Source organism: Nocardia concava NBRC 100430 (genome assembly GCF_000308815.1).
Classification (GTDB): domain Bacteria; phylum Actinomycetota; class Actinomycetes; order Mycobacteriales; family Mycobacteriaceae; genus Nocardia; species Nocardia concava.
On record NZ_BAFX01000150.1, the window covers coordinates 88,026 to 110,378 of the forward strand.

Sequence of the window (22,353 nt, forward strand, 5' to 3'; positions counted from 1 at the left end):
CCCACTCAGGCGAAAGCCCGGACGGGCGTGCCGGATTCGTCGAGCGCGGCGCGAATCCGGCGTGCCATCTCGACCGCCGCCGGTGTGTCGCCGTGCACGCAGATGCTCGCCGCGGACACCGCCACCGTGCCGCCCTCCACGCTGGTGGCCTTGCCGTCGCGGGCGATCGACAGCGCCTGCGCCACCGCCGCGTCCGCGTCGAGCACCGAACCCGGCAGGCCACGCGGGGCGAGCAGGCCCTCCGGCGTGTACGCGCGGTCCGCGAAACCCTCACCGATGAAAGGGATTCCGGCCGCGTCGGCGGCGTGCTCGAGTTCGGTCGAGGCCGGTCCGAGCAGCGTCAGCGCGGTGCCGAAATCGCGCATGGCGGCGACAATGGCATCGGCGAGCGCGCGGTCGGCGGCGGCCTGGTGATACAGCGCGCCATGGGGTTTCACGTAGCACACCCGGTCACCGGCGGCTCGGGCGAAGCCCTCGAGCGCGCCGATCTGATACAGCGTCTCGTCACGCAGATCGGCCGGGGTGACGGCGATGGCGCGGCGGCCGAAACCGGCCAGATCGCGATGGCCGACGTGCGCGCCGATGCGGACGCCCTTCTCCACGGCCAGCGCGCAGGTGCGGCGCATGATGGCCGGATCCCCGGCGTGGAAGCCGCAGGCGATGTTCGCGCTGGTGACCACGTCCAGCATGGCGGCGTCATCGGCCATCACATAGTCGCCGAAGCCCTCGCCGAGGTCGCTGTTCAGATCCAGCGTCATATGCGTCCTCCAGCTGTCGTCGTGATCCGATTGTGGGCGCACCCGCATCCGGCGACAAGAATCTCACGCCCAAAACTGTGTCATGGATCACACAGGTGTGGTGTCACTTTCCAGGGGCACCCCCTGTCCCATGGACATGAATGACACGAAGAACGTTCTCCTGGCCGGCGCGAGCGGAGTCCTCGGCGGGCACATCACCACCGCACTGCGGAACCACGGCTACACCGTGCTGTCCCTCGGACGCGGCATGGGCAACGATGTAGCCGCCGATCTCATGAACCGCGACCAGTTGCTGCGCGCGGTCGAGGGCCTGCGGGTCGACACCGTGGTGCACGCGGCCACCGCGCTGCGCAAGGCGCCCATGCGGCACAAGGACATGTTCGCCACCGATGACCTGCGGGTCACCGGCACCGCCAATCTCATGGAGGCCGCCAAGCTGGTCGGGGCGCGGCGCGTCATCGCCGAATCCATGGTCTTCGGCTACGGCTACAAGAACTTCGGCGACCACGTGCTCACCGAGAACGACGAATTCGGCCAGGGCGGAGCGGGACCCATCGCGCGGCACCTCGAGGGCATGCGGGTCAAAGAGGACCTCATGCTGAATACGCCCGGCATCGAAGGGATTTCGCTGCGGTACGGCTGCTTCTACGGCAAGGGCGGCACCGAATCGATCGTCGAGATGCTGCGAAACCGGCGGCTGCCCGCCGTCAACGACCACGGGCGGGTACTGCCGTGGATCAACCTCGCCGACGCGAGCGCGGCCGTGGCCGACGCCGTCGAGGGCGGGGTGCCCGGCTCGGCCTACAACATCGTCGACGACGGACCGCTCGGCTTCGGGGCGCACGTGCGGCTGGTGGCCGAAACCTTCGGCACGCCCAAGCCGCCCACGGTGCCCGGCCTGCTGCTGCGGCCGCTGTCGTACCTGTACGAGATGGCGCACGCGAGCATGCTGGTCTCCAATGCCAAGGCCAAGGACGAACTCGGCTGGAAGCCGCAGTATCCGGCCTGCGCGGACGGGCTGCGCGCACTGGCCGCCGCCTGAATCCAGGACTACCCGATCAATAGGGGTAGACGTCCACCTCGGTCGCCTTCACCGCGAAATACACATCCATTCCGGGCGCCACGCCCAACTGCGCCACGGCGGCGGGAGTCAGATCCGCCGCCAGGCCCGCGGCCGCGCCCGGGCCGTCGAATGCCCGCACCCGCACCAGGCCGCCGCGATCCTCCAGCTCGGCCACCCGCACCCGAAACACATTGCGCGGACTGCCCTCCGGATGCTCCAGATGCACCGCCACGGCCACCGGCGAGAACACCGCCGCCGCCCGGCCCCCGATCGGCCAGTCGCCCTCGGACCTGCCGAAAACCTCGGTCGTGCCCTCCGTGACCGCGCCCAGACCCGTGCTGCCTCCGCTCGCCGCCGTGCCCAGGATCAGGTTGACCCCCGCGATGCGGGCGGCGAAGCGACTGCGGGGTCGAGCCAATACCGTTGCCACCGGACCGGATTCGATGACCCGTCCACCCTCGATCACCGCGACCCGGTCAGCCAGCGTCACCGCGTCGATGATGTCGTGCGTCACCAGAATCGTCGCTTTGGGCCGGTCCGTGCGCCCGCCCGATTCGCGCAGAACTCGGCGCAGTAGCGCCCGCATGGCCGGGGCGGCGGTCACGTCGAGCGCGGCCATGGGCTCGTCGAGCAACAGGATCTCCGGATGCACCGCCAGCGCCCGAGCCAGCGCCACCCGCTGTGCCTGACCGCCGGACAAAGAAGCAGGCGACCGGTTCGCGAATTCATCCGCATCCACGGCCCGAAGCCAGTCCCGGGCGAGAGCCGTCGCCGCACGACCACGCATACCCCGGCTGCGCGGGCCGAAGGCCACATTCGCGACCACCGCGAGATGCGGGAACAGCAACGCGTCCTGCGCCAGCAGTGAGACCCCGCGCCGATGCGGCGGCACCGCGACGCCCGTCGCGATATCGGTCAGCACCCGGTCACCAAGGCGCACCGCACCGCTGTCCGGAACCGTCAGGCCCGCAACGATATCCAGCAGGCTGGACTTGCCCGCGCCATTCGGGCCCAGCACTGCGAGCACCTGACCGTCCGGGACTTCGAGCTCCACGTCGAAATCTCGATCCGACAGTGTGGCCGCCACCAGCAATCCGCTCGTGGGGGACGGCTCGGAACCACGCACGAGGGCGCTTCGCGGGCCGTGGCCGAAACCGGTGGCGCCGCCGCCGATCCGGGCAGTCGTCTCGTCACCCATCATCGACACCGAGCAGGGTGCGCAGGTGGCGCGGGGCGGGGGAGCCGTGGGCGAGCATGGCGTCGTGCCAGTCGCGCGGAGAGGTGACCGAGGGGCGGTCGGCGGCCAGGGCGGCGACCTCGGTGTAGCCGACGAAATAGGTGGAGAGCTGGGTGGAGCTGAGCAGGGTGCGCCGCCATTTGCCCGCGGCCTCGCCCTCCTCCTGGAAACCGCGGTCCAGCATGAGGCGCATGGCCTCGGCCCGCGTCATCCCCTCGCAGTGCACCGACTGGTCGAGGATGGCGTTGATGGTCATGCGCAGATGCGACTTCAGCTGTTGCAGGCGCAACGGGAGGCCGCCGAATCCGGTGTCCGCCATGAGTTTTTCGGCGTACACGGCCCAGCCCTCGATGAAGGTGCCGCTCCAGCACAGGGCGCGGATCGGGGTGGTGCCGCGGAATCGGCGGGCCTGGGCGAGCTGGAGATAGTGACCGGGCATGGCCTCGTGCACGGTCAGATTGCGCATCATGTGGTTGTTGTATTCGCGGTAGAACGAGGTCACGCGGTCGGACGACCAGTCCGCCGGGGTGGGCGCGATGGCGAAGAAGGTTGGCAGCGCGGCCGTTTCGAGCGGGCCGACCGGATCGCAGTAGGCCACCGCGACACCGCGCGCGAACTCCGGCATCTCCTGGATCACCAGCGGATCGTCGACCAGGCTCGCCAGACCGTGGTCGCGGACGAAGGCGGTGGCCTCGGCCAGCGCGTCCGCCGCGACCGCCACCACGGTGTCGTCGGCGGGATGCTCACCCGACAGGTGGTCGATCGCCTTGCGCACGGTCTCGTCGTCCGGATTGACGACACCCAGCAGTTCCCCTGCGGCGGCGCGGATTTCGCCGGTCAGCAGGTCGAGGTGCTGGTGGGCGCGCTCCAGGATCTCCCGCGAACTCAGATTGGTGTCGAGGGTGTGCCAGAGCTTGGCCTCCCACATCCGCCGCCCCAGGCGCGGATCGCGGTCGGAGCCGTCCAGCCGTTCGGTGAGCCAGCCGGTGAATTCGCCCAGCGCCGAGATCGCCTCGGCCGCAGCCGGTTCGATCTCGAAGCCCGGCGCCTCGCCCGCCAGCTCCGGCACCTGCTCGCGAATCAGCGCGGCCACCCCGCCGAACTGCGCGATCGCGGTCTCAACGTGCACGCGGGGTGAATCGGTGAGCACCGAACGCGCCGTGGCCAGTGCGTCGGGCAGCGCCGTGAGCCGGGCGCGCAGCGCCTCCAGCCGCACCTCGGCGGGCGCGAACGGACGCGCCAGCAGGTGATAGAGCAGCGGTCCGGGATTGTGCAGCAGGGGATTCCACTCGTGCTCGCGGGTATCGGAGAGCTCGAAGAGCATGCCGTCCACCCGCTGCTGCAGCAGCGCCAGATCGACCCGGTCCTCGGGGCCCAGGTCCTCGTCGTCGATCTCGGCGAGCGCGTGCGAGGCCTCCCGGAGCATGGCGACCCGGCCGCGCACCGCGGCCCGCGAGAAGTCGGGGAGCCGATCGTCGGACCGGTGATCACCGACCGAGGCGGCCAGGTGCGGATCGGCGGTCAGCAGCGCATCGACAATGCGCTGCGCACGGGGCACGAAAATCGACGACATGCCAGCCACGCTAGCTCGCACCGGCGGGCACCCGGTCCGCGGCGAGACCCGGGCGGCGGTAGGCAACCAGCACGATCACGGCCGCCACCAGCACCAGGAGCAGCGAGAGCGCCACGGCGGCATCGGGATCGGATTCGCGCTGCAGGTAGATCTCCAGTGGCAGGGTGCGCGTCTTTCCCTGCAGGCTGCCCGCGAAGGTGAGCGTCGCGCCGAATTCGCCGAGCGCCCGCGCGAAGGCCAGGATCGTGCCCGAGACCAACGCGGGGCGCAGTAGCGGCAGTGTCACCCGCCACCACACGATGGACGGGCGCGCGCCGAGCGTCGCGGCGATTCGCTCGTAGCGGTCGCCCGCGGTCCGCATCGCACCCTCGAGGGTGATCACCAGGAAGGGCAGGGCCACGAAGGTCTGCGCCAGCACCACGGCCGTCGTGCTGAACGCGATGCGAATACCCATCGACTCCAGCTCCCGGCCCAGCAGACCGTGCCTGCCGAACAGGTACAGCAGCGCCAGACCACCGACCACCGGCGGTAAAACCAAGGGCAGCAACACCAGTGCGCGCAGCACCGGCATCGACCGCCACCGGAAGCGGGCCAGTACCGCCGCCATGGGCACGCCCAGCAGGACGCACAGCACGGCGGCGGCGAGCGAGGTGCGCAGGCTCAACTCCAGTGCCACCCGCGAGGATTCGGAGGTGATCAGGGCGAAGAAGTGCGACCGGTCCACCGCACCGGTCAGGGCCACCAGCGGACCGGCCACCAGCACGAAGCCGAGGGCCGCCGGAAGCAGTAGCCAGACCGGAGGTTTGATCACGGCTTGCCGAAACCCGCCTGCTGCAACGCCTTCTGGCCGTCCGGACCGGTGACCAGCGTGACGAAGTCCTCGGCCGCTGCGGCGTTCTTCGAATCCGCCACGGTGGCAATCGGATAGGTGTTGACGGCCTTGGCCGACTCCGGGAAGTTCACGGTCTGCACCTTGCTGCCCGCGCCGGTGGCATCGGTGACGTAGACCAGTCCGGCGTCGGCCTGACCGGAGGTCACCTTGGCCAGCACGTCGGTCACCGAGGATTCCTCGCTGACCGGTGAAATCGCCACGCCCGCATCGGTGGTGACCTTCTTGGTGGCCGAACCGCACGGCACCTGCGGCGCGCACACCACCAGCCGCAGCCCGGACTGCGACAGGTCTGCCAGCGAGTTGATGTGCGCCGGATTGCCGGGCGGCGTCACGATGGTCAGCGTATTGGTGGCGAAGGTCTGCGGCTTGTCGGTGATCCGGCCGCCCTTCACCGCCTTGTCCATATTGTTCTGGTCGGCGGAGGCGAAGACGTCGGCGGGCGCGCCATTGTTCAACTGCGCCACCAGATCCGAGGAACCGGCGAAGGAGAAGGTCACCTTGGTGCCGGGGTGCGCGGTCTCGTACTGGGTGCCGAGCTGGGTGAAGACCTGCTTGAGCGAGGCGGCGGCGAAGACCGTGATGGTCTTCGTGTCACTGCTCGTCGAGGAGTCGGAGCCACAGCCCGACAGCAGGCCCGCGCCCAGCACCGCGGTCGCGGCCAGCGCCGCACCGGACTTGGAAACTAGGCCGTGCCGCCGCTTTCCCTTGAATCGGACACCGTGGCGGCCGTCTCGACTACTACCGTGGTGGCCTTGACGCTCGCCCACGCCACGCTCCCCGGCTGCAAGCCCAGGTCGCGCACCGACTCGCTGCTCATCAACGAAACGACTGTGAACGGTCCGCATTGCATCTCCACCTGTGCCATCACGGTATCGGCCACCACCCTGGTGACCAGTCCCGGAAACCGATTGCGTGCCGAACTGGCACTACCCATCCGGGTCTGCGGAGTGCGGGCCTGCTCGACGGCCAATTCCGCGAGCTGCTTGCCATCCACCACCAGGCGACCGGACTCGTCCTTGCGGGCAGACAACGTTCCGCTGTCGATCCAGCGGCGCACGGTGTCGTCGCTGACGCCCAGCAGCTGGGCGGCGTCGCGAATCCGAATTTCGGGCATATAGGGAAGGATATGTCCGCAGATGCGGAACTACTAATCGTATATATCCGTAGATACGGATCACACGACAGGAATTGGTGTTCCTGTTCACGTTTCCGACACCCACACCCCCTGAACGCGCCGGTACGCTCGAAGCAATCATGGCCACGTATTTCGATCCGAAGGCCTGGTCACCTCTGCGCGCGGTGGACCTGGGCATGGACCTCGGAAGACGCTTGTTCGACCAGAGCTGGCTGGATCAGTGGACGAGTTTCACCACGGCCTGGCTCGAACCAGCCGCTGACTTCGGCGCCGGGACGGTCACCGCGCTGATGCCCGATGTGCTCATGACGCTGCTCTCGGAGGGGATCCTCAGCCAGTTCGGCGGGCAGGAGGTCAGCGCCACCCTGCTCGGCCACGATCTGCGGGCCACGCTGCACACGCTCAAGGTGCGTCGGCGCGGGGCGCATTTCCAGACCAAGACCGTGCTCACCGGGCTGCACTGGAACCGGCATCCCATCGAGGAACTGACCGTCATCGCGCACGGCGTGCGGCTGGTGCCCGGTGTGCCCACCAAGGTGCGGACCTCACAGCTCGACCTCAATGGCGTGATATCGCTTGCGGCGCTGCTGGACTGGATCAACGGGTGGCAGCCCGACTGGGAGCTGACACCCGCTCCCGACGGGCTGATCCTGGCCAGGCACCGCCGCCGCAGGATCAAAGCGCTCGCCGAGGCCGAGGTCACCGACAATGTCCTGTCGATCACCGTGCATCAGGCGCACTGGCGAAAAGTGCGGGCGCCCAAGCGATTCACCACACTCAATCCGATCCCCTTGACCGGCTTGCCCAGTGAGGCGCGGATCAGCCGGGCACAGCGCGTCGGCGATCACGTCATCTTCGCCGCCGACCTGCCCGCGATCACCGGATCGTTCGATCTGGCGCAGATCCGCTCGGCCATCGTCGCGGGCACGACGCTCATCGTCTTCTGAGATCCACCCCGTCATCCCGGCACGTTTTTGGCCGGGATCCATCCTGCTGCAGTGGATTCCGGCCAAAAGCGCGCCGGAATGACGAGGGGCCTAGGACTTCTGGGTCGGCCACCACTCGAGCAGCGCGGCCTCGGCCTCGTCGCGGGACATCGGTCCCCGGTCCAGGCGCAGCTCCTTGAGGAAGCGCCACGCCTTGCCGACATCCGGACCCGGCTGCAGGTCGAGCAGTTCCATGATGGCGTTGCCGTCCAGATCCGGGCGCACCCGCGCCAGATCCTCCTGCTCGGCCAGCCGCGCGATCCGGACCTCCAGATCGTCGTAGGTCGAACGCAGCAGCGCGGCGCGGCGCTTGTTGCGGGTGGTGCAGTCGGCGCGGACCAGCTTGTGCAGGCGGGGGAGCAGGTCCCCGGCGTCGGTCACGTAGCGGCGCACCGCCGAATCGGTCCACTGGCCCTTGCCGTAGCCGTGGAAGCGCAGGTGCAGGTACACCAGCCGCGCCACGTCCTCGGTGAACTGCTTGGGATACTTCAAGGCGCGCAGGCGCTTTCGCACCATCTTCGCGCCCACCACCTCGTGGTGGTGGAAGCTCACGCCGCCGCCGGGCTCATTGCGCTTGGTGGGCGGCTTGCCGATGTCGTGCAGCAGCGCGGCCCAGCGCAGCACCAGATCCGGATCGCCCTGCTCCTGATCGATGGCCTGGCGCAGCACGGTCAGCGAATGCTGGTAGACGTCCTTGTGCTGGTGATGCTCGTCGATCTCCAACTGCATCGCCGGCACCTCGGGCAGCACCCGCTCGGCCAGGCCGGTCTCGACCATGATGTCGATGCCGTCGGTCGGGTATTCGCCGCCGATCAGCTTGTCCAGCTCGGTGTGCACCCGCTCCGCGGTGATGCGGTCGATCTCCGGGGCCATCTCGACAATGGCCGCCCGCACCCGCGGGGCCAGCTCGAAACCCAGCTGCGAGACGAAGCGCGCGGCGCGCAGCATGCGCAGCGGATCGTCCTGGAACGAATCATGCGGCAGCGCAGGCGTATCCAGCACCCCGGCCAGCAGGTCCTCGATCCCGCCCAGCGGATCCACGAATTCCAGCTCGCCCAGTTCGCCGATGCGCACGGCCATGGCGTTCACCCGGAAGTCGCGGCGCACCAGATCACCCTCGAGGGTGTCGCCGAAGGTCACCTCCGGATTGCGCGAGACCCGGTCGTAGGAGTCGCTGCGGAAGGTGGTGATCTCCAGCTGCTGACCGTCCTTGGACGCGCTGACCGTGCCGAAGGCCAGGCCGCCGGTGTCCCAGAGATTGTCGGCCCAGCCGCGCATCATCTCCTGCACGACCTCGGGGCGGGCATCGGTGGTGAAGTCCAGATCGGTGCCGAGCCGGCCCAGCACCGCGTCGCGCACGCTGCCGCCGACCAGATACAGCTGGTGATTGTGCTGGGCGAACAATTCGCCCAACGGGGTCAGCACATCCGAGAGCCGTCCCAGAGTTATCGCCGCCGCCGCCAGCAGGCGAGTACGACGATCCTCCACGGCTGCTTCCTCGGACTTCGGCGAAACCACGAGGACGGAGCTTAGTCGCTCGGGTGTCCGATCCCCGAAAAGCATCCGGCCACCCGCGGTAAGTACCCGGCGTGCCGCCCCGTGACCGGCGTCTACCTGCTGCGAGAGCTCTGTATATATGGGAGGCACCGCGGTGGGGCGGGCGTAGCGGTCATCACCTATAGACTGGCGCAGTGTCCCCGGCCGATCGCGCGAACAGTCGACGCCGCCAGCCTCGGCGGCGCGGTTCGGGCGGCAATGCGGCCAAATCCACCGGCGCGGCGAAACCGCGCATGCGCACCGTCCGCGAGACCTCCGCGGGCGGCCTCGTGGTGGACGGGCTCGACGGCCCCAGCGAAAAGCGCTGCGCCGCCCTCATCGGCCGGACCGATCGGCGCGGACGACTGCTCTGGTCGCTGCCCAAGGGGCATATCGAAGAGGGGGAGACGGCCGAGCAGACCGCGATTCGCGAGGTGCAGGAGGAGACCGGCATCCACGGCACCGTGGTCGCCGAACTCGGCAGCATCGACTACTGGTTCGTCACCGAGGGCCGGCGGGTACACAAGACCGTGCACCACTATCTGATGCGCTCGCTCGGCGGTGAACTCTCCGACGCGGACGTCGAGGTCACCAAGGTGGCCTGGGTTCCCTTGAGCGAACTGGATTCCCGGCTGGCCTACGCTGACGAACGCAGGCTGGCCGAGGTAGCCAACCGGCTGATCGACCGGATGGAGAACGGCAGACAATGACGCGTGCGGGATCGCAGCGCACGCTGCTTTCACTCGTCGCGGTAATGCTGGCGGTGCTCACGACACTGGGGCTCGGACCCGGAATCGGCACGCCCATTGCCGCCGCCGAACCCACCGGCAGCGGGAACGGACAGTCCAGCGGGCCCAAATTCCTGAAACTGTCGCTGGATTCGGTCACGCCCACCGCCGTCACCGCCACCAGCGACCCCTACTTCGTGGTGTCGGGGACCGTCACCAATATCGGCGACCGGCCGGTGGACGACGTCAGCGTGCGCATCCAGCGCGGCGCGGCGGTCACCAGCCCCAGCGGGCTGCGCTCGGCGCTGCGGCTGGACCAGATCAACTACGACGTCAACGGCGAATTCCAGGATGTCGCAGAGCGATTGACGCCCGGGCAGCGCAAGCAGTTCAGCCTCACCGTCGCCCTGCGCTCGGGAACCGAACTGCCCAGCGGAATCTCGTCGGTCGACATCACCGCGCCGGGCGTGTACCCGCTGCTGCTCAATGTGAACGGGCAGCCCGCCTACGGCGGCCAGGCCCGCCTCGACGACGCCCGCTTCCTGCTGCCGGTGCTCGGCGTGCCCGGCGGCGCCGACGCCAAACCCGCCGCCGCCCAGTCCGGTACACCCGTCGCCGACGCACCGCCGGTGGCCACCACCATGTTGTGGCCGCTGGCCGATCGGCCCCGCCTGGTGGCCGGACGGCCCGGCTCACCGGACGGACCGGCACTGCTCACCGACGACGATCTGGCCGCGTCACTGGCCCAGGGCGGGCGGCTCGACCAGTTGCTGTCGGCGCTGGAGAGCATCGTCAAACCCGACAGCGGCCGCGACCGCACCCTGGTCAACGCCATCTGCCTGGCCGTGGACCCGGACCTGCTCAACACGGTGTCGGATATGACCAGGGACTATCTGGTGCTGGCCAGCCCGTCGGATCCGGACGGGCCCACCCGCACCGGCACCGGCACCCACGCCGCCAAGGCCTGGCTGGAACGGTTGAAGGCGCTCGCGCACGGAATGTGCGTGGTGGCACTGCCGTTCGCGCAGGTCGACCCGAACGCGCTGGCCGCGGTGGGGGATGTCACCCTCGCCGACCGGGCGCTCAACGCGCCCGCGGATCGCGTCGACGAGCTGCTCTCGGTGAAATCGCTGCGCGGCGTGGCCGTTCCGGACGCGGGCACCGTGGACACCGAGGGCGCGACACTCTTCGCGCACCACGGATTCACCAGCGCGGTGCTCGCCGACAGCGCGGTCACCACCGGCGACGGACGCTCCAACCTCACCTCCACCAAGACCCCCGCCGCCCCGGGCGCGACCGCCACCGCCACCGAAGCGGGCACGCCCGACGTGGTGAACCTGGCCGACGTGACCCTGCCGCCCGCCGCCGGCGCGACACCGCCGCCCGTGCCCACCGACCTGCACGGGGTCACCTTCGACATCTGGGCCGCGACCGCGCTGGCCGCCATCGGATCCAACCCGCCGACACCGCCCTTCACCCCGGACAAGGTCCGCTACGACGTCACCGTCGACTCGCGCGCGGCCCGGTTGCAGGACGCGCTGGGCGCCATCGCCTGGACCGCGCTGAATCCGCAACCCGGGCGGCCGCGTTCGGCGCTGCTGGTGCCGCCGCAGCAGTGGGGCGCCAACCGCGACGAGGCCTCCGCCGTGCTCGGACAGCTGGACCTGCTGTTGAAGAACAATCTCGCGACCCCGCGGCCCCTCACCGAACTGCTTGCGCAGCAGCCGGATCCGCAGCCCTACGGGCTCGACTACCTGAGCACCGCCGCCGACGAGGCGGTGCCCGCGCACTTCACCGAACCCGTGCACCAGCAGGCCCAGCGCATCACCGAGCTGATGAGCGCCCTGGTGGACGTGCCGCAGCAGGAACTCAGCCCGCACGACTTCCTCACGCCGCTGCGCGACGACCTGATCCGGGTGCTGACCCTGTCCGACCGCCGGGCCGGACCCGCCGCCGCGGACACCACCGCCCAGCGGCGCCTGGACCAGACCACCAAGACCGTGGACAACCTGTTCGGATCGGTGACCGTGCTGCCGCCGGGCGGCGTCTACACCCTCGCCTCGGAGCAGAGCCCGCTGCTGCTGGTGGCCCGCAACGACCTGCCGGTGGCCATCCGGGTGCGCTTCAAGATCGACGCCCCGGCCGAGACGAACATCACCGATATCGGCGAACAGCAGCTGCCTGCCAAGGGAAATCGATCCTTCCAGATCCCGACCGAGGTTTCCGACAGCCGAAACCTGGTCATTCCCATCGGACTTACCACACCCGACGGCGTGCCGCTCGGCAATGCGGTGTCGGTATCGGTGCGATCCAACGCCTACGGTCAGGTGTTGGCAATAATTACTGCGTGCGCCTGCGCACTGCTGCTCCTGCTGGTCGGCCGCCGACTCTGGCACCGCTTCCGCGGCCAGTCCGACCCGGCCGACGAGGGGTTCGACCCGAGCACACGGCAGAGCAGGCGCGCGCGTAAGCGGGAGTTGAAACGACAGGAGGCACGGTGAGCGAGTACGGCGGGCCGCGCTCATCCGGCCGACCCGAGGGACCGGACGGGCCGCCACCACGGCGCGCGCCCTCGGCCCCGTGGGAACGCGGTGTACCCGGCGAACGCGGTGTGCCGCGCCGACCGCAGGGACCCGCCTCGGGGCAGCAGCCCCGCGTACCCGGCCAGCAGTACCCGCCCTCCGGACAGCAGCCCCGGGTACCGGGTCAGCAGTATCCGCCCTCCGGCCAGCAACGCGCGGTTCCCGGTAATCCGCAAGGGAATCCGGGACGTCCCTATCCGGGTCAACCGTCCGGTCCGCAACGGCAGGTGCCGCCCGGACCCGAATCCGGACCCATCATGCACCGACCCCGGCAGCAGCCACCGCAGCAGCCGGGACGACGACCCGATCCCGCGGCGGGACGCATCCCGCCCGAGGAGCGCTACCACTGGGGACACCAGGGCGGCGAGGGCAATCGCCCGCCCGGCCCCGGCCCCCAGCGCTACCCGACGCCGCCGATGTCGAACCCGCGACCGGGACCGCCGAGTGGAGCCCAGCGACAGGTCATGCCGCGCCAGTCCGCGGCGACCGCGGAAGTCGTTGAGAAGCCGGACAACTCGAACGCCAAGCTCGTCCGCGACTCCGGGTCGATGGCCATCGCCACCCTGCTCAGTCGCGTCACCGGTTTCGGCAAGCAGCTGCTGCTGCTGACCGTGCTCGGCCCGGCCATCGCTTCGGCCTTCACGGTCGCCAGCACCCTGCCCGCCATGATCTCCGAGCTGCTGCTCGGTGCGGTCCTCACCGCGATCGTCGTGCCTACTCTGGTGCGTGCCGAAAAGGAGGATGCGGACGGCGGTGCGGCCTTCGTCCGGCGGCTGTGCACGGCCGCGTTCACGGTCCTCGGCATCGGCACCGTCATCGCGCTCGTCTCCGCGCCCCTGCTGACCAGCCTGCTGGTACCCGACGAGGGCAAGGTGAACTCGCCGCTCACCACGGCACTCACCTATCTGCTGCTGCCCGCCATCCTGCTCTACGGCATGTCGGCACTGCTCATGGCGATCCTCAATACCCATCAGGTGTTCAAACCCGGTGCGTGGGGACCGGTTCTGAACAATCTCGTGGTGCTGGCGGTGCTCATCGTCTACTGGCTGCTGCCCGGTGAGATCACCCTCGACCCGGTCCGGATGGGGGAGCCGAAACTGCTCCTGCTCGGCATCGGCGTCACCTTCGGCGTCGTCGTCCAGGTCGCCAACCTGCTCCCGGCAATTCGGCACGAGGGCATCGATCTGCGGCCGCTGTGGGGAGTCGACGCGCGGCTCAAGCAGTTCGGCACCATGGGCGCGGCCATCATCCTCTATGTGCTGATCAGTCAGATCGGCTGGATGGTCAGCACCCGCGTGCTGTCCGGCGTGGACACCGCCGGTCCGGCCATCTACCAATTCGCCTGGCTGCTGCTGCAATTGCCGTGGGGCGTGCTCGGCGTAACGCTGCTGACCGCGATCATGCCGCGACTCTCGCGCAATGCCGCCGCCGACGACACGCCCGCGGTGGTTGACGATCTCGGCACCGCTACCCGGCTCACCATGATCGCGCTGATCCCCATCGTCACCTTCATGACTTTGGCCGGACCGCAGATCGGCACCGCGCTGCTGTCGTACGGCCGCTTCGGCGCGCATGACGCGCACCGGCTCGGCGAGGCCGTTTCTTGGTCGGCGTTCACTTTGATTCCCTACGCGCTGGTGCTGATTCACCTGCGCGTGTTCTACGCGCGTGAACAGGCCTGGACACCAACCTGGATCATCCTCGGCATCACCGGCGTGAAAATCGTGCTGTCGCTGTTGGCTCCGGTGTTCTTCTCCGATGACATGGTGGTCGTCGCGCTCGGCGCGGCCAATGGCCTCGGCTTCGCGGCCGGCGCCCTCATCGGCGGCTGGTTGCTGCACCGCAGCCTCGGCGATCTGCGCATGACCAATGTTGAGCGCACCATCAGCCGGGTGGTGCTGTCCTCGGCGGCCGGCGGCGCGGTGATGCTCATCGTGGACAAGGTCATCGGGCTGAACCGGCTTTCGGAGTCCTTCGGCGGCATCGGCTCGATCATTCGGGTCACACTCACCGCCATCGTCATGTTCGGCGTGGCCTTCGGCCTGATGCGGCTGCTCGGTATTCCCGAGATCGTGGCCATCACCGTCGCCGTCTCGCGCCGGCTCGGCTTCACGCCGCCCGCACCGGATCTCGATCTCGACGGCACGCCGCTCGAGGACATCCATGAGACCACCCTGCTGCCCAAGCCGGATCTGCGCGCCGCGCCGTACTACTACCGCTTCGACCCGTACCTCGACGCGCAGACCATGGTGCTGCCCGTCATCCGGCCCGATGCGGTTGACATCACCGGGACGGGCGAGTTCCCGTACCCTGTTCCGCAGGCAAACGCAACTGCCCGATCCGGCATGCCCGCGGACGGTTCCCGCGGCAAACAGGAGAGTGGTTTCCGCATGACATCGGATGCCGACGCGGCGGTTCCGGCTCCGACACATCGGTCTTCGACACACCACGGCGAAGGAGGAACCAGGGTGAGCGACGACGCGGCGGGCAGTGTCCCGGCCGCCGAATCCGCATCGGCCGCGGGCGGCGGGCTCTCCACGGACACCCCTCCGCCCGGCGAGTCCGGCGGAAAATCCGGTGGCCGTGCGGAATCCGCAGCCCGCTCCGGCGGCAGCGGCGATCGGGCGGAACCCGAGAACCTACCGGAGGAAGAGGATCATCTGGGTCCCGAAACCGGTGTGTACGAGGCCGTCTCGCCGATGATGCCGCCCATGCGGGTGGAATCGCCGAGCAAGCGCATCCAGCGCGGCCCCAAGCTGCTGCCCGGTGCGTCCGTGGCGGGCGGCCGGTACCGGCTGCTGGCCAGCCACGGCGGCGCGCGCGGACTCAAGTTCTGGCAGGCCCTCGACGTGAAGCTGGACCGCGAGGTCGCCCTCACCTTCGTCGACGCCGATCAGCAGGCCACCGACAACTCCGGACACGATGGGCCGCAGGCCATTCTGTCCCGCACCCTGAGACTGGGCCGGATCAACTCGCCAGGCCTGGCGCGGGTGCTAGACGTGGTGCGCGGCTCCTCCGGCGGCATCGTGGTGGCCGAATGGACGCCCGGCCGCTCGCTCAAGGAGATGGCCGACACCGTGCCCTCGCCCATCGGCGCGGCGCGCGCGGTGCGGGCGCTGGCGGCGGCGGCCGAAATGGCCCACCGCGGCGGCGGTTCGCTGTCCATCGACCATCCGGACCGGGTGCGGATCAGCGCCTCCGGCGATGCCGTGCTGGCCTTCCCCGGCACGCTGTCGGACTCGGACGCCCAGTCCGATGTGCGCGGTCTCGGCGCCATGCTCTACGCGCTCATCACCGCCCACTGGCCGATTCGGCCCGGTGGCATCTCCGGCAGCGCGGTCACCGTCGGCGGGCTGCCGCTGGCCGACTTCGGGCCGGACGGAACCCCGGTGGAGCCCAGGACGATTCGGCCCGAGGTGCCCTTCGAGATCTCCGCGGTCGCGGTGCGGTCGCTGGAGTCCAACAAGGGCGTGCGCACCGCCGCCACCGTCCAGCACGTGCTGGAGCAGGCGTCGGTGGTCGATCAGAAGACCGATTTCATCCCGGTGCTGCGGCTGGGTCAGAAGCCGCCGAGCGCGCCCGACGAGACCCTCGCCGATCCGGAACTGCTCGCCGCCGAGAAGGAACGCTCGCAGCGGATGATGTGGATCCTGGTCGGACTGGGCGTGCTGGCAGCGCTGGTGGTCGGCGTCATCATCTGGTGGCTGCTGAGCGTGTTCGCGCCCGGCTCCTCCAACGCGCCGCTCAACGAACAGCGCAATATCGGCCTCACCACGTCCGCGACCCCGCCGCCCGGCCCGGGCTCGTCCCAGACCCCGGCCGGCGCCCCGGCCACGGGCGGCGTGCCGGTGCCGGTCACCGGCGCCACGGTGTTCTCCCCGGAGGGCACCCCGGACAATGTCGGCAGCGTCGGGGCGGTGCTGGACAACAATCCGGCCACCACCTGGCGCACCGACGCCTACTTCCAGCAGTTCCCGGCCCTGAAGAAGGGCGTGGGCGTGCTGAGCACCCTGGGCAGCCCCAGCAAGCTGACCAAGGTGCTCATCGAATCGCCCGCGCCCGGAACGCAGGTCGAGATCCGCACCTCGCCGACCGCCTCGCCGACCCTGGACCAGACCCAGCTGATCGGGTCGGCGATGCTCGGCGACGGCACCACCGAGATCCCGGTGCGGGCCGACCAGCCCGCCCGGTACGTGCTCATCTGGATCACCCAGCTCGCCAACAACGGGGGACAGTTCCAGTCCTCGATCGCCGAAGTCCGCTTCGAATCGGCGCCGTAATTCCACGCTCGGCTCGACCCGCTCCACCGGGGGACACCCAGTTCGACACCGGTCGGTGACCACACCCGGCCCGCACATTCCGACGGTTCTCATCCGTCCGATTCGCCCGAACAGCCCGCCTACCAGGGCTTTTTTCGCGCGATCCATTGCTACCGAATCGTTATCGTCGATATGATCTTGCGTACTCTCCACCTGTCCGAGGGGATGCATTGTCGTCAGCGAACGAACTGTCTTCAGCGAACGACTTCGTGAATGCACGGCAGGTCAGCGATCGCGACCTGCTGGCCGCCCACGTCGACGGCGCACCGTACGCCTTCGCCGAACTGATCCGCCGCCACCACGACCACCTCTGGCAGACCGCGCTACGCGCCTCCTACGGTCACGAGGACGCCGCCGACTCGCTCCAGGACGCCCTGCTCTCCGCGCACCGGGCCGCCGCCGCCTTCCGCGGTGACGCCGAGGTGCGCAGCTGGCTGCACCGGATCGTCACCAACGCCTGCCTGGACCGCATCCGCCGCAACAAGCTGCGCCGCACCGAACCGCTGCCCGAGGACAAAGCGGACGAACCGCGCTGCCCCCGCGACGATTTCGCGGCGCTCGAGGCCAGCCTGCTGGTAGACGCGGCCCTGTTCCAACTGCCCGCCGAGCAGCGCACCGCCCTGGTCGCGGTGGAGCTCGAGGGCTACTCGATCGCCGATGCCGCTGCGCTGCTGGGCATTCCGGAGGGCACGGTCAAGAGCCGGTGCGCGCGGGGACGGCGGCGACTCGAAGCGCACCTCCGCTCGATGAACACCTGAATTCCGGTAGAACACCGCAATATTGGTGGAACCTTGTACGGTTCCGCTGCGTCAGATACAAAGACAGGTCTGCGATTCCACACGAAAGCCCTGGAGGGGCAATGGAGGAAACAGGAGGAGCACTCGCGGGTACCACCGTGCCCACGCCGCCCTTCTCCACCGAGCTGCTCGCCGATCTGCACGGCGGTGTGCTCCCGCCCGACGAATCCGAACGGCTCTGGCCCGCGGTCCGGCAGGACCCGGAGGCCATGCGCTATCTCGACGCGCTCGACCGCGTCGACGACCGCCTGCGCGACCTCGGCCGCGACGAGCACATCGCCCATCCCATGCCGCCCGAGGTGGCCGACCGGCTCGAGGCCATGATCGCCGATCTCGCCGTCGGCAAGGACGCTCCGGACCGCGGTGACGGCCCCGCCGAACGACTCGCCACCGTCACGCGGCTGCCGGTCGCCCCGCCACCGGTCGTCCGCTCCACCCATCCGGCCCCGGCGGCCACCGCGCCCATGCCGATTCTCAACGGCTCCGCCATTTTCGATACCGGGCGGCTCGACCCGCGCGAGCTCGACGAGCACGAACCCGAGCCCGAGGAGTTCGCCGAAGCGGGCGAGCCGGCGCCGCTGGAGCGCCCGTCCCGCCGCCTGCGCTGGCTCACCGTCGCCGCTGCCGTCGCGGCGGTCGTCGCGGGCGCTGTGGTCGCCGTGGACGCCCTGGGCACCCACCCGGCGACGTCCGGCACCAAACTCGCCGCCGACGCCACACTGGACGCGAGCATGCCGCCCACGGTCCTGCTGACCGCCATGGGCCGCCATGACATCACCGGGCCGCTGGCCGCAGGGGACGCCCTCACCACGTGCCTGCAGGCGGCCGGGCTCGACCACCAGGTACTCGGCGCGAAAACCGTTGTGTTCTCCGGCACACCCGCGGTGCTGGTGCTGCTCCCGGGGCCCAAACCGCCGCAGATCACCGCGGCCGTGCTCGGAACCGCCTGCGGCCCAGGCCATCCGCAGGTGCTCCAACGCGCCGATATCGGCTGACATCCGAGGTCGAACAGGCGCGGGAACAACAGCGTTTAGGCTGTTGTTGACCGACACGCTCACGCTCGACTAATTCGAGCCAATCTGCACAACTGCTTCGGAGGGCCACCTTGAGCACGCCTGTTCGCGACCTGATCATCGTCGGTTCCGGTCCGGCCGGGTACACCGCCGCGGTGTACGCCGCCCGAGCGGAACTCGAACCCCTGCTCTTCGAGGGCACCCAGTTCGGCGGCGCGCTCATGACCACCACCGAGGTCGAGAACTTCCCCGGCTTCCGCGAGGGCATCATGGGCCCCGACCTCATGGAGGAGATGCGGGAGCAGGCCAAGCGCTTCGGCGCCGACATCCGCACCGAGGACGTGGACGAGCTCGACCTGAGCGGTCGGATCAAGAAGGTGACCGTCGGCGGCGAGGTCTTCGAGGCCTACGCCGTGATCCTCGCCATGGGTTCCGCGGCCCGCTACCTCGGCGTCCCCGGCGAGCAGGAACTGCTCGGCCGCGGTGTCAGCGCGTGTGCCACCTGCGACGGCTTCTTCTTCAAGGGTCAGGACATCGTGGTGGTCGGCGGCGGCGACTCGGCCATGGAGGAGGCGACCTTCCTCACCAAGTTCGCCAGCTCGGTGACCATCATCCACCGCCGCGAGGAGTTCCGCGCCTCCCGCATCATGCTCGAGCGCGCCAAGAACAACGACAAGATCCGTTTCCTGCTGAACTCGGAAGTCGTTGCGGTGCATGGTGATAACAGCGTCACCAGCCTGACCGTGCGGGACACCCGCACCGGCGAGAACTCGTCGCTGGCGGCCACCGGCCTGTTCGTCGCCATCGGCCACGACCCGCGCAGCGAACTGGTGCGCGGCCAGGTCGATCTGGACGGCGAGGGCTATGTCGAGGTCAAGGGCCAGAGCACCTACACCTCGCTGCCGGGCGTCTTCGCCGCCGGCGACCTCGTCGACCACACCTACCGGCAGGCCATCACCGCCGCCGGCACCGGCTGCCGCGCGGCCATCGACGCCGAGCGCTGGCTCGCCGACCAGGGTGACATCACCACCAACACCCTCGATCACGCCGGTGCGCCGGTGGAAGTGAACAACTAAGGAGCAAGGCAATGTCCGACGCCAAGACCTCGGCCACCAAGACGGTGACCGACGCCACCTTCGCCGATGAGGTGCTGCTCAGCGAAAAGCCTGTGCTCGTTGACTTCTGGGCGGCCTGGTGCGGCCCGTGCAAGATGGTCGCCCCGGTGCTCGAGGAGATCGCGGCCGGCAATGCCGACAAGATCACCATCGCCAAGCTGGACGCCGACAACAACCCGGAGACCGCCAGCCACTACGGCATCCTGTCGCTGCCGACCATGGTCCTGTTCCAGGGCGGCAAGGAGACCAAGCGGATCGTGGGCGCAAAGGGCAAAGCGGCCCTCTTGCGTGAACTGCAAGAAGTTCTTTAACGACGCTGGATAGAATTTCGGCGCTGGCGGGGCTCCCGTGTTTCGCGTGAGCTTCCGCCTTCGGCCCCTGACCCCGGCACCGGGGTTAGGATGCCTGCACTCGACAGTTGCCGAAATTCGGTCCGGGTCTGAAACAATCATTCGACGCTCCGGTCGTGCGAAGGTGTGAACCGCCGCATGAGTGGGTACCCGGGTTGGCGGAAGGAAAGGGCTCTCACGCATGCACCGACTTCGTCACGGCGATACAGGACCAGCCGTAGCAGAGGTTCGGAGCACCCTGGCAAGCCTCGGGTTCCTGCATTCCCACCCCAATACCGACCCGTCGGGTCCGATCGGGGAGTACTGGAAGGACGCCGACGCGACCTTCGACCATGATCTGGACTCCGCGGTGCGCGCCTTCCAGCAGCACCGCGGCCTGCTGGTCGACGGCGTGGTCGGCCCGGCCACCTACCGCGCGCTCAAGGAAGCCTCCTACCGGCTCGGCGCGCGCACCCTCATCTACCAGCTCTCCGCCCCGCTGTACGGCGACGATGTCGCCACCCTGCAGCGGCGACTGCAGGACCTGGGCTTCTACGTGCACCGGGTGGACGGCTACTTCGGGCCGCACACCCACGACGCGCTCACCTCGTTCCAGCGTGAGATCGGCCTGTCCTCCGACGGCATCTGCGGTCCGGACACGCTGCGCTCGCTGGACCTGCTGGGCGCGCGCGTCACCGGCGGCAACCCGCACCGCATCGCCGAGGAAGAAGTTGTGCACCGGGCCGGGCCGCAGCTCACCGGCAAGCGCATTGTCATTGATCCGGGCCTGGGCGGGCCGGACAAGGGCTCCGCGGTGCCGACCGAATTCGGTGACGTCTACGAATCCGAGATCCTCTGGGATCTGGCCAGCCGCCTCGAAGGACGCATGGCCGCAACGGGTATGGAGACCTTCCTCTCGCGGCCGTGGGGCGCCAACCCCTCCGACGCCGAGCGGGCGGAGACCTCCAACACCTTCGACGCCGACCTGATGATCTCGCTGCGCTGCGCCAGCAATGACAGCGGTTCCGCCAGCGGCGTGGCCAGCTTCCACTTCGGTAACTCGCACGGCTCGACCTCCATGATCGGGCAGGTGCTGGCCGGGTTCATCCAGCGCGAGATCGTGGCACGCACCTCGCTGCAGGACTGCCGGACCCACCCGCGCACCTGGGATCTGTTGCGGCTCACCAAGATGCCGACGGTTCAGGTCGACATCGGTTACCTCACCAACGATTACGACGCGTCGGTGCTGACCAACCCGCGCATGCGCGATGTGATCGCCGAGGCCATCCTGATCTCGGTCAAGCGGCTGTACCTGCTCGGCCAGGACGACCAGCCCACGGGGACTTACACATTCGCCGAACTGCTCGCAGAGGAATTGGCGGCCGCAGACCGGCTCTGATGTTTCACATGAAACAAACCCCTCCAACCCATTCGGGCCGGAGGGGTTTTTCGTAGGGGAGCCGTTCCGATCTAGCGGGTGGCGATGCGGGTCGGCATGGTGAGCTCCGCCGCCGCGAGGAGCTGATCGAGCGCGCGCTCGACGTCTTCCTTCCAGAGGTGCTCGTGATCCAATTCCAGTCGCAGCCGCGGGAATCGGTGATGCGAGGCCACCACCTTGAAACCGACGTCCTCGAGGAAGTCGGCCTCGATCATGCACTGCTCGGGCGAGCACCCGGACGGCGCCGGGCTGGGGGAGCGGCGGGGCGAGCCGATCCGCTCGCGCAGCGTCATGGATCCGATGGCCGGCATCGAATTCGTCGGCGGATCCTTGCGAATGCCGAACGCCTCGATGGCCCGGACACCGCGGCGCACCAGATCGGCCACCACGGCCTGGATCAGCTGATGGGCTATGTCGGTGTCCTGGAACGGCATTTCGGCGCTCAGCGTGGTCAGCAGCACCGCGTCCGGGCTCACGGGGGAGGTGGGGAACAGACCGGCCCGCGGCACCGCGCTGGGCGGCGCGTACAGCGCGCAGCCGGCCGACTTGTCCTCCACCATGGCGACCTGCCCGCAGGAACCCCACTGCAGCATCACGGTGGAGAGCCAGGCCTCCTTCTCGAAGGTCGGGTCGCTGAAGTCATGGGAATCCGCCGCCACCGCCGGATCGATCTCCCAGAACACGCACCGTCGCGCATGTACCGGAAGTTTGTCGAGTCCGCCGAGGGTAAGTGCGGTCACGCTGGTCGACACCGCTCTGCTCAGCCTCCAGCTGTCCGATTCATCCACACTCACGCCAGTTCAAAAGGTGCTCGCCAAAAAGAATAAGCGATCAACGCTTTACGCCTCTCCA

At 69.0% G+C, this 22,353-nt stretch carries 18 protein-coding genes; 10 read left to right on the forward strand and 8 right to left on the reverse strand.

The genetic code is table 11. From position 1 onward, the window contains the following. Positions 1-5 precede the first annotated feature (5 nt). Complete coding sequence (locus tag ON43_RS34910) at positions 6-758, reverse strand: LamB/YcsF family protein (protein ID WP_040814447.1); 753 nt, start codon at positions 756-758, stop codon at positions 6-8. 136 nt (positions 759-894) lie between these two features. Here ON43_RS34910 and ON43_RS34915 point away from each other — a divergent pair, with 136 nt between their 5' ends. Further along, on the forward strand, positions 895-1,800 hold the full coding sequence (locus ON43_RS34915) for an NAD-dependent epimerase/dehydratase family protein (RefSeq protein ID WP_218003441.1): 906 nt from the start codon (positions 895-897) through the stop codon (positions 1,798-1,800). 16 nt (positions 1,801-1,816) lie between these two features. On the opposite strand, the gene ON43_RS34920 is transcribed toward ON43_RS34915, so the two are convergent. Genes ON43_RS34920 through ON43_RS34940 form a run of 5 tightly spaced genes read right to left on the reverse strand, consistent with a single transcriptional unit; the run spans position 1,817 to position 6,637 of the window. Further along, positions 1,817-3,019, reverse strand: coding sequence for a sulfate/molybdate ABC transporter ATP-binding protein (locus tag ON43_RS34920; RefSeq protein WP_083913965.1), 1,203 nt, complete (start codon positions 3,017-3,019; stop codon positions 1,817-1,819). After that, entirely contained in the window at positions 3,012-4,631 is a 1,620-nt protein-coding gene (locus ON43_RS34925; protein ID WP_040814451.1) for a DUF885 domain-containing protein, read from the reverse strand. Before ON43_RS34925 ends, ON43_RS34920 begins: the two co-directional genes overlap by 8 nt. A gap of 10 nt (positions 4,632-4,641) precedes the next feature. Further along, positions 4,642-5,442 carry an ABC transporter permease gene (locus tag ON43_RS34930; RefSeq protein WP_040814453.1) on the reverse strand — a complete coding sequence of 267 codons (801 nt, stop codon included), beginning with the start codon at positions 5,440-5,442 and terminating at the stop codon, positions 4,642-4,644. Further along, positions 5,439-6,185: a molybdate ABC transporter substrate-binding protein gene (gene modA, locus ON43_RS34935; RefSeq protein ID WP_040814543.1), complete on the reverse strand. Its 747-nt coding sequence runs from the start codon at positions 6,183-6,185 to the stop codon at positions 5,439-5,441. The genes ON43_RS34930 and modA overlap by 4 nt, the downstream gene beginning before the upstream one ends. Before the next feature lie 20 nt (positions 6,186-6,205). Next, on the reverse strand, positions 6,206-6,637 hold the full coding sequence (locus ON43_RS34940) for a TOBE domain-containing protein (RefSeq protein WP_040814455.1): 432 nt from the start codon (positions 6,635-6,637) through the stop codon (positions 6,206-6,208). Between the two features lie 140 nt (positions 6,638-6,777). On the opposite strand from ON43_RS34940, the gene ON43_RS34945 reads away from it, so the two are divergent. Beyond that, a complete protein-coding gene (locus ON43_RS34945; RefSeq protein ID WP_040814457.1) occupies positions 6,778-7,605 on the forward strand; it encodes a hypothetical protein in 828 nt (275 codons plus the stop codon). A 90-nt stretch (positions 7,606-7,695) separates the two neighbouring features. Here ON43_RS34945 and ON43_RS34950 read toward each other — a convergent pair whose 3' ends face one another. After that, positions 7,696-9,162 carry a CCA tRNA nucleotidyltransferase gene (locus ON43_RS34950; protein WP_040814460.1) on the reverse strand — a complete coding sequence of 489 codons (1,467 nt, stop codon included), beginning with the start codon at positions 9,160-9,162 and terminating at the stop codon, positions 7,696-7,698. Positions 9,163-9,335: 173 nt separating this feature from the next. Here ON43_RS34950 and ON43_RS34955 point away from each other — a divergent pair, with 173 nt between their 5' ends. The 8 genes from ON43_RS34955 (at position 9,336) to ON43_RS34995 (ending at position 21,462) form a co-directional block, all read left to right on the forward strand. Beyond that, entirely contained in the window at positions 9,336-9,890 is a 555-nt protein-coding gene (locus ON43_RS34955) for an NUDIX hydrolase (protein WP_040814463.1), read from the forward strand. After that, on the forward strand, positions 9,887-12,409 hold the full coding sequence (locus ON43_RS34960; protein WP_040814465.1) for a DUF6049 family protein: 2,523 nt from the start codon (positions 9,887-9,889) through the stop codon (positions 12,407-12,409). Before ON43_RS34955 ends, ON43_RS34960 begins: the two co-directional genes overlap by 4 nt. Positions 12,410-12,954: 545 nt before the next feature. Next, a complete protein-coding gene (gene murJ / locus ON43_RS34965) occupies positions 12,955-16,770 on the forward strand; it encodes a murein biosynthesis integral membrane protein MurJ (RefSeq protein ID WP_245568878.1) in 3,816 nt (1,271 codons plus the stop codon). 248 nt (positions 16,771-17,018) lie between these two features. Then, entirely contained in the window at positions 17,019-17,567 is a 549-nt protein-coding gene (gene sigM / locus ON43_RS34970) for an RNA polymerase sigma factor SigM (RefSeq protein WP_040814467.1), read from the forward strand. A 101-nt stretch (positions 17,568-17,668) separates the two neighbouring features. Then, positions 17,669-18,601, forward strand: a complete 933-nt coding sequence (locus ON43_RS42950; protein ID WP_051179640.1) for an RsmA family anti-sigma factor — start codon at positions 17,669-17,671, stop codon at positions 18,599-18,601. Between the two features lie 110 nt (positions 18,602-18,711). Continuing rightward, the gene (gene trxB, locus ON43_RS34985; RefSeq protein WP_040814469.1) at positions 18,712-19,695 is read left to right on the forward strand and encodes a thioredoxin-disulfide reductase; all 984 of its coding nucleotides are present in this window, start codon (positions 18,712-18,714) and stop codon (positions 19,693-19,695) included. Positions 19,696-19,706: 11 nt separating this feature from the next. Beyond that, positions 19,707-20,045 carry a thioredoxin gene (gene trxA / locus ON43_RS34990; protein WP_040814471.1) on the forward strand — a complete coding sequence of 113 codons (339 nt, stop codon included), beginning with the start codon at positions 19,707-19,709 and terminating at the stop codon, positions 20,043-20,045. Positions 20,046-20,265: 220 nt separating this feature from the next. Next, the gene (locus tag ON43_RS34995; protein ID WP_040814473.1) at positions 20,266-21,462 is read left to right on the forward strand and encodes an N-acetylmuramoyl-L-alanine amidase; all 1,197 of its coding nucleotides are present in this window, start codon (positions 20,266-20,268) and stop codon (positions 21,460-21,462) included. A gap of 71 nt (positions 21,463-21,533) precedes the next feature. Here ON43_RS34995 and ON43_RS35000 read toward each other — a convergent pair whose 3' ends face one another. Continuing rightward, on the reverse strand, positions 21,534-22,253 hold the full coding sequence (locus ON43_RS35000) for a hypothetical protein (RefSeq protein WP_083913971.1): 720 nt from the start codon (positions 22,251-22,253) through the stop codon (positions 21,534-21,536). Between the last annotated feature and the right edge of the window lie 100 nt (positions 22,254-22,353).